1 protein-coding gene is annotated in these 518 nt (G+C 37.6%); it reads left to right on the top strand.

The genetic code is table 11. The features are described 5' to 3' along the window. Window positions 1-269: 269 nt before the first annotated feature. Window positions 270-443: a hypothetical protein gene (locus HMPREF0693_RS19225; protein ID WP_004251793.1), complete on the top strand. Its 174-nt coding sequence runs from the start codon at window positions 270-272 to the stop codon at window positions 441-443. Window positions 444-518 lie beyond the last annotated feature (75 nt).

Raw genomic sequence — 518 nt, 5'->3', positions numbered from 1 at the left:
CTTGTCGCATCGGGAATTATTGATTTTGTGATGGAAGGAGAACGAAAAATCTCAGAAGAAGAGTACCGATTTTTGTGGAAACAAATGGGTGAACTTTCTCAAATGAAAATAAAAGAACACGCCTCGATTGCGGCAACAAACGAGGCGTGTTGTTCAATGGAATTCACCATTTAACGTACAAATACACTGTATCAATATCCAGTTTTTATCACAAGGGGAAACTTCGGTTTCCCTTTTTTGATACAGCTTTGGAATGGAGAAATTATACCATGAGACAAAGAATAAATCATGAATTTAATGGCTGTGATGAGCATAAAAACATCATGAGAAATAGGCTATTACAAGAAATAACCCCACTAGGTTGTCAGCGTTTAAAGGAAGCATTGAAAGACGCAAAATTAAGGAAAGCACATCGGGATAAGTTATTAGGAGAGCGAAAATGAGTATGCTTCTAATGGCAAAAGCCATGCAATTACAGGTGGGGAGTACAGCACAAAAAATGGTGCTACTGAAACTTG

This window comes from Proteus mirabilis ATCC 29906 (genome assembly GCF_000160755.1).
Classification (GTDB): Bacteria; Pseudomonadota; Gammaproteobacteria; order Enterobacterales; family Enterobacteriaceae; genus Proteus; species Proteus mirabilis.
This window is presented reverse-complemented; position numbering and strand designations above follow the sequence as displayed.